At 40.0% G+C, this 3,417-nt stretch carries 4 protein-coding genes; all 4 read left to right on the top strand.

The genetic code is table 11. The features are described from left to right. Positions 1-91 precede the first annotated feature (91 nt). Positions 92-667: a DUF416 family protein gene (locus ORI98_RS18100; RefSeq protein ID WP_306136152.1), complete on the top strand. Its 576-nt coding sequence runs from the start codon at positions 92-94 to the stop codon at positions 665-667. 127 nt (positions 668-794) lie between these two features. Next, positions 795-1,706, top strand: a complete 912-nt coding sequence (locus tag ORI98_RS18095; protein WP_306136151.1) for a DUF5677 domain-containing protein — start codon at positions 795-797, stop codon at positions 1,704-1,706. Between the two features lie 88 nt (positions 1,707-1,794). Further along, the gene (locus ORI98_RS18090; protein ID WP_306136150.1) at positions 1,795-2,223 is read left to right on the top strand and encodes a hypothetical protein; all 429 of its coding nucleotides are present in this window, start codon (positions 1,795-1,797) and stop codon (positions 2,221-2,223) included. Positions 2,224-2,766: 543 nt separating this feature from the next. Next, positions 2,767-3,327 carry a hypothetical protein gene (locus ORI98_RS18085; RefSeq protein WP_306136149.1) on the top strand — a complete coding sequence of 187 codons (561 nt, stop codon included), beginning with the start codon at positions 2,767-2,769 and terminating at the stop codon, positions 3,325-3,327. Positions 3,328-3,417 lie beyond the last annotated feature (90 nt).

Here is a 3,417-nt window from a genome sequence, read left to right as displayed (position 1 = left end):
GGTATAACAAGCCAAGTCAGCGGGAATTTTACTCGCTGAAAAGCGCTCATAAAATCCCCTGCTTGGGGCGTTATACGAATAGAAGGGTGCAATGAATTTCGACGAATATAGGGAAATAATTGAAAAAGAAGTTTGCACTCTTGACCATAAAGAGAGAGTTGCCCTCTGTTTAATTTGTTGCGGTCGTTTAGCTCCATTGTATTCCAAGTTTGTGGCAGTAGAAGGTTGGGGAGACGAAACGGTTTTATCTCAATGTCGTCAAGCTGCAAATAGTTGGTTGTGTGGCGTAAGTTCTAATATAGGTGCTTTGGCAAAACAGCTCAGCAAAGTAATTCCAGACACCGAAGATTTTGGTTCAGCTTTAGGTTCATACGCACTTAATTCAGGTGTGGCTCACGCACACTTACTCGAACAAATAAAAAGCAAAGAATATACACCTCTCATATATGTGCTTCAGAATTGCTACGATACAATAGATTTTTACGTTCAAGAGCTTCTAGACCCTGAATGTAATGGTGGCGTACTTGAATCAGATATAGAGGGCCACTTAGCAATGGGCGGTGAAATAAGCTGGCAGTTAAGTATGCTTAATCAGGTCAAAGGAAACCAAGACCTTGTTAATTTCGTGGGAGGTCAAGGCATTGAACCAATATTCAACATCGTATAACAAGGCCATCTTGCGGATCTCCGTTTTCTGTCACCTTTTATGCAAAGAAACGCATAAAAGTCGCCATCAAACTACGACCGCAAATGGCGGCGTTAGAGCTCAGTATTGAATAAATGGAAATTAATAAATGGACGCAATGGTCAAAAATTTTATAAAAAATAGAACCTTGTCGGATAGCATGGAGCTAAATGAGCCTCTACATGATGGGATATATTGCCTAGAAAAAATAAATGAAATTATTGAGCGCTTGTGTAGGAATAATGAAGAAATCCTTGTTGATAAAATTCCTTGGTCGACAATGCATGATATGTATAAAAGGAACTACGAGTATTGCTGTGGTGTCTTCGGAGTATTCTTAATTGGTCAGTTTCCTTCATGTGAAGCGCTTTGCAGAACAGCCATTGAGGGAAGTGTCAACTTACACTACGTGAGCTTGGGTGACTCAATGACTAAGCAAATATCATATTTCAAGCATCACTTAGCAACTGAGCGAAAACAGAATCAATTGTGGAAGCGAAGTATTGAAAGCTCCTCATATCCTGATGATGCTAAAGCTCACCATCTTCAGAAAATATCAGATAAGGATGACGCATTAGATCATTATGAATACGGGCTAAAAACATCACTATCGTTATGCAATGTTGATTTTGATGCGGTTGAGTCAAACTGGCCAAGTATTTTTGATCGTTTTAAGGAAATTGATGATGAAGTGGGGTATAGAACCGTATATGCGGCTCTTTGCTCTCAGGCGCATAACGATGCAGAAGATATTCTCAATAGAATAATGGCCAGGATAACTGCGAATGTAAAAGGCATGGAAGAAGCCCAGTGGTTTGAACAGTATAACTTTTCTCTATATTTATCTCTTACTGCTTTGGGGTATCATGCAGTGGCATCCGCTATGTATATTGCTAAGTTTGAAATTGATGCAAAAGAAATCGTTGAGTTGGAGCATAGAATTACTGATTCAATTGTGAAAGTTGTCGAATACGGTCCACGTTTGGTGTCAGAGAGAATGACCTATAATGAAAAGCTCTAACAAAGCCATCAAATTCGCTCCCTACGGTCGCCGGACGCTCGTTCCTCGCGCCGTTTATGGCAGCGTTAGCTGAAAAAACGGAATTCGAATGCAGAAGCAAATTTGGGAAATCACCAAGAAAGATATTGAAAATCATCCAGCATGGGTGTTTCCAATGTCAGAAGAAGGTGACTTCGACGAGGCAACTGTGGTTCCCGCGAGTGATAGAGATTTGATCAATCTAAACTCTCAGGTAATTGTCGAATGTGAAGTATTAGATTCCAAAGGTGGGCAGTATACTGGCTATATGTATTGGGCGGTTCCTGTTTGTATCGAGCATTGCCAGCCGTTAATTTGGGTTGGAGACAATGCTGTAGGTTTTTGGTTTGGCATTCAAAAACCAGATATATCAGTATTGCCTAAGTTTAGCTTCCCGTTGGTTGCTAGAACTAAAGAAATTGGGGCTCTCAAATCAATAGAGCTAGAGATAAATGGTTATGGTTATGTCAGCGGCAAAAGTAGTGAAGTCATCAGCTAACAAGCGGCTCCACCGGACAAATTTTCGCTGTCACCTTTTGTGCAAAAACACGCACAAAAGCCGCCATCAAAAATTTGCGCGGTGAGCCGGGCGTTATATAGCTTTCGAGCAGTGTTTTAGTGTATGGTTTTATAAGTCTGATTTGTATTTGGTTTATTGTGAAGCCGGTATTTCCTTCGTTGGTAAATCTCTGAAATCAGAAATTTAGCACCACCTAAAATGTAATTCGCAGCTCACCAACTTGTGTAATATCAAGTGCGGTAGCGTGCTTGGTTTTCAAAACCTCGTTAGTAAATTGTATTTTAAAAATGGGTTTAGCTTCGTTCGTCAACTAGCTTTGTCGAGTGTGAAATTAAACCTGAAAAGGGCTGTTTTATCGTAATGTGTTTTCCAATGCATTGTGCATCAAATGGCTATATAACAAGGCGTTTAAACGGAACAAAAACAGTGGGTTACGTTTCGCTTCGCTACACATTTTAACCCACTATTTTTGTCCGCTTAACGCGGCGTTAGCCTTTAAAATATTGTTAAGGAGTGTCAATAATGGCAGAGATTGAAATTAAATTAGAGCGAGCTAATGTTGAAGAGCTCTTTTCACGTTATAAAGACATAATCGGTAAAGATTTTCCTGGTTATCGAAACCATGTATATCGCACTATAACTTACGCTATGCATTTTCTAGGTAATGACCCCAAATTGGAACGTTTAGTGGAAACCATTTTTGTTTATCATGATATAGGACTATGGACAGATCATGAATTGGCATATTTAGAGCCATCGGAAACCGTTGCGTTAGAAGATAATCAAAAGTATGAGTGGGGGTTAGACCCTGAGGTTCTTCGAGGTGGTATTCATTGGCACCATAAAATTTTTTCTTATAAAGGGCAACATCAAAATATTATCGAAGCCTGCCGTAAGGCTGACTGGATTGATGCATCGAAGGGACTTATTCGCAAAGGCCTTAATAAATCGGCTATAAAAGAAGTCGAATTAGCATTTCCAAATTTAGGTTTTCATGACACATTGCTACGTCTTGCAAAAGATTATGGTGGTTCCGCATTGATCGGCGGTATAAAAGTTACCCGTGGCATCGTAAAATGGTAGTAAAATTAAAGGCTAACGAATAAGGATAGGCCGCGCGCAGCCGCGTCCTTATCCCAAGTGTTGAACAAGCCCGAGTGATACCTTTATAGT

Origin of the sequence: Shewanella sp. ULN5 (assembly GCF_030731885.1) — a bacterium.
Classification (GTDB): domain Bacteria; phylum Pseudomonadota; class Gammaproteobacteria; order Enterobacterales; family Shewanellaceae; genus Shewanella; species Shewanella holmiensis.
This window is presented reverse-complemented; position numbering and strand designations above follow the sequence as displayed.